Origin of the sequence: Corallincola platygyrae, from assembly GCF_039544265.1 — a bacterium.
Lineage (GTDB): Bacteria > Pseudomonadota > Gammaproteobacteria > Enterobacterales > Neiellaceae > Corallincola > Corallincola platygyrae.
The window spans coordinates 301,497-305,204 of sequence record NZ_BAABLI010000008.1 but is presented as its reverse complement, the minus strand read 5'-3'; the positions used below and the strand labels follow the sequence as shown (position 1 = coordinate 305,204).

The window sequence follows — 3,708 nt, the reverse complement described above, 5'->3', positions numbered from 1 at the left end:
CCATGCTCCCAAAACAACAGTTAAGTTGAGGGCTTATCCATAAAATTGTGCCTAAGTCATTAGGAGGAGATGTTTATGCGCTCGACTTCCTTGCTGAGCCCTGGTTTGCCGAGAACGGCGGGAGGGGGACAGGAACTTCGACACCTACAACTCCATTAGGCACCGTTTGTTTGAGCGCATACTACAACATGTACAACTTATGCTGCAATAACAACCAGTTTTCATTTTTGTTTAACTTGATTTACAACAATTCAAAGAGTTATCAAACTCAGTTGTCTTTCACCCCCCCCAAAAAAATCAGTCAATTGTTCTCTGTTGCAGCCAAGCCGTTACTCCGCCCTATTCCGATAGTTTCAAAGAATCCTGCTCACCCGTTCCAGCAAGAATGCCCCTCGCTGGCAATTTGGTGACTAATTTCCCTATGGCCATGTCAGGTCGCTGGGCTACATCAGTTTCTACTCCACCAAATTTAAGCGTCGCAAATATGTCATGGACGATCTCCATTGGCACTTAGTTATCTACATACGAAACCAAACACAGAGAGACTTCGGGAGGACTTACTTGGAGTCCCTCTTCATACAGTTGCACTTGGCGCCCCTCAGATATGTTGACCAGGTCGTAATTGCAGGCATACAAAACATCGGCTGATTGCAGCGCTAAGGTCGGCTCCTGTAGGCCATAAACGGGGGCTTCCTCAACGATGCGCCAGTAGGCGAGTTGAATGAAAAGGGTGTTGTCGAACAAGAACATGACGCCAGAAGATCACTGGGCCGTTAACAAGTTTGTCTAGTCAGATTGCTTACTGCACCAATGCCCTCTAAGCAGTGGTATCCAGTGAGGCTTGTCACTTGCTTCGCATATGCGGATGACACTTCGCCATTTATCGTACGCAGTTGTGGGGGTGTTGAATGATTGCAGGAATGATCTTAGATGTTTGACTTGCCAAGCCTCAGGAAATTGGCCAAAGCGTTGATAAATGTGCAGCGCCGCTTGTTCGGCATCTCTGATAGTTCTCTTTTTAGTCGCTGGATTTCCTGTAAGTCGGTGGCTCAAGTGCGTGCGCATCCTAAAAACCTGAAAATTAAGGCGTGTTCATCGTTATCCTCCCGCTTCAACTTTGCCAGTGAGCCTATGTAACTTGAAAGCACCTCTTTACGACCATGTCCCAATTCGGCAGTTAGGGTTGCCGTCGATGACTCTAATAAGTTTTTTTCAACAACCTCCTCCTTGCCAAACACTGGGGCTGACACCCCGGCAAGATTTTTGAATTTCCGACATGCGTAAGCCGCTCTTCTATCCTGCTGATGCCCTAATCCAGCAGGAGACAGAAAGCGCTGACGCGCAACTCTTATACGGCGAAAGAACTGTATAAGGGATAGATCGATCGGTACAAGATTCTCCTCTTTGCCCTGTATTGATGACGCCCTCAGCAATAGCTGAAGACCCGATTCATCAACTTCAACCCAACGTTGAACCCGGTTGTTTGTTCCTCGCCCACCTTTGGTGCCTTTGGTGATACGGACTTTTCCAAGCCTCAGAGCCTGGCGTACTGATAACCTGCAATTGAGTAAACACGCTTCGCGTCGTCTCAAGCCAAAGGTGTCGCTGAGCTCTAAGCAAATCTGTTCACGCTCGAAGCCCTCTGCAACCATGTCATCAAATACAGTTTGTAATCCCTCACTATCCAATCGTGGCGGCTTCGTTCGAATGCGTTGCCGTCGCCCCAACGCCTTCGAAGGTTTGATAAAGATCCGGTGTTCTTGACCCAGGCATGAATACACCACATTGACTGAACTCAAAAGGTTATGACCGTAGGTAATCTTCAACTGGTTGCGTTCAATACGCTGCCTAAGGTAGCCGGCGTAGTTGTAAATAATCTCCATATTTATATCGGACAAATCGGCCACTTTGTGCTTTGTTTTCGCCCAATACCAAAACTTTGAAAATCGATCGGTGTGCGACGCCAATGTTCCAAAACGTCGACCCTTTGCACGTTTAAGAGCTCGCTTAGCGGCATTTAGAGCGGCTCTTCCAAAACCATAATTTTTAGATGAATTAAATGGTGGTTTGATCATTTCAATCTCCTAGAAGGATGAGTTTGTTGAGACAGATTCTGGTTACGCTATGGCTCGTGGCCATTGGGTTTAGTGAGAACTCGGCTGAACCCGCCGGCGAGGGTGATCTGTGATGTGTTGTGTGACGACGACATTCCCTGAATGCTAAAACCAATTTCATATCGGGCGTTATTGGCTGCTAATTTGTCGCAAAGCGATCTGTCGTTTCGTTGAAGTATTTGGGTGCAAACCCCTTGTTATATATGGGTTGCAGAGAGATTTTTCGATCCGTCTCTGTGGAGACGGCATAAGTAAACAACTGGGTTATGTAGCAATAGCTCTTTAACGAGAGCAGTACAGATGTCAGTGGTAAAAACCAAAGAAATGAAATTTAAGAGCGGCAAAATTTAGCAGCTCCATTGTTGGACTAACTGTCCAGCACTCCGGAGAGTTTAGTTTCTGAATTTTGGAAGTAGTGTCCCCTTGCGCCGCAGTACCGTTTGCCTGCTTTGCAATGAGATAGATAAAAGCCCTGGAGGGCGAGATGCCTGTGAAAGGCATTAAAGATTCCTCTTCAAGATAGCGCCTTCAGCCCTACAAGGCCAGCGGGGGCTAGTAAGATGTTTGTGACAAACACAGTCAGTTGGACAAACCGAACGCCCCATTTGTTTGGATTCCGTTTGCACTAAAAATCAAAAGTTCCTCAAATCGCCAAGGTCAATATCCCTGATCTTGGCTCAAATCGATGGGATTACTTATGATTATTTTTCAAACTGTGAAGCAACAATTGTCAGCCAATGAACTGTGTTTGGAGCACGCTGGTGAACTGCGTCTGGCTAGTGATGGCAGATTGGTGGGCATTATAGTCATCGGAAAAGGTGTAACAACGATTGAACTGCCCTTGCTTGGCAACAACTGGCAGCGGCATTTTGACAATATGGGGCTCAAATTCGGCGCTTCAGATATACCGACCATTATTGAATTTGATGATGTTGTTAGAGGCTTTTCAACTAGATTGGTGATCGCACTACCCCACGGGGTTCCTATCTCACGGTTAGGCAGCGGCCTTGAAAAAAAAACGACGCACTTGAGCTCTCTCGTCACCCCTGTATCTAGGTACGACACAGATTTAAGCTGGCGTTTGAGTCTCACTCTGGCGTCGCTAAAAGACGCTGAGCGCGAAGTTCGACAATAAAAAGTGAAGAACCAAAAATTGGAGACATAGAAGGGGACCAATCAATGAATATGCAGGCCCAGCAAATGTTTCTAAAAGCAGGATTATTAATGACCTATGGCGCGCCTTTGGTCGAACTGGATAAGATCGCCAACGATCTTCTAGGGCTTAGCCCCCGCGTAGCCGCTAGGAAAGCGGCTGCTGGCCAACTACCCTTTCCCGTGATTCAATTGGGAAGCAGTCAAAAAAGCCCGAAATTCGTCAATCTTGAGCACCTAGCGGAATGGCTCGAGTCCTTAAGTAAGGAATCGAAAGCCGAGTTTAAAGCTATGAATACCGATTACTCATAAAGCTGACGGTTCAGAAGATGAAGGGGTAGGAATACAGCGTGTTTCTGCTCTTTTGTCACAAGCACGGGGTCCCAATAGGGTCCCACAGACATCACACGTGGACAAAATATTCAACAATAACAACTAGTAA

3 protein-coding genes are annotated in these 3,708 nt (G+C 46.6%); 2 read left to right on the top strand and 1 reads right to left on the bottom strand.

Features of this window, described 5'->3' with window-relative positions; all coding sequences use genetic code 11:
* Window positions 1-1,049: 1,049 nt before the first annotated feature.
* The gene (locus tag ABEA14_RS07015; protein WP_345339185.1) at window positions 1,050-2,075 is read right to left on the bottom strand and encodes an integrase domain-containing protein; all 1,026 of its coding nucleotides are present in this window, start codon (window positions 2,073-2,075) and stop codon (window positions 1,050-1,052) included.
* Between the two features lie 736 nt (window positions 2,076-2,811).
* On the opposite strand from ABEA14_RS07015, the gene ABEA14_RS07010 reads away from it, so the two are divergent.
* Both ABEA14_RS07010 and ABEA14_RS07005 read left to right on the top strand, forming a co-directional pair.
* The gene (locus tag ABEA14_RS07010; protein ID WP_345339184.1) at window positions 2,812-3,249 is read left to right on the top strand and encodes a hypothetical protein; all 438 of its coding nucleotides are present in this window, start codon (window positions 2,812-2,814) and stop codon (window positions 3,247-3,249) included.
* 44 nt (window positions 3,250-3,293) lie between these two features.
* Window positions 3,294-3,578, top strand: a complete 285-nt coding sequence (locus ABEA14_RS07005; RefSeq protein ID WP_345339183.1) for a pyocin activator PrtN family protein — start codon at window positions 3,294-3,296, stop codon at window positions 3,576-3,578.
* Window positions 3,579-3,708: the final 130 nt, after the last annotated feature.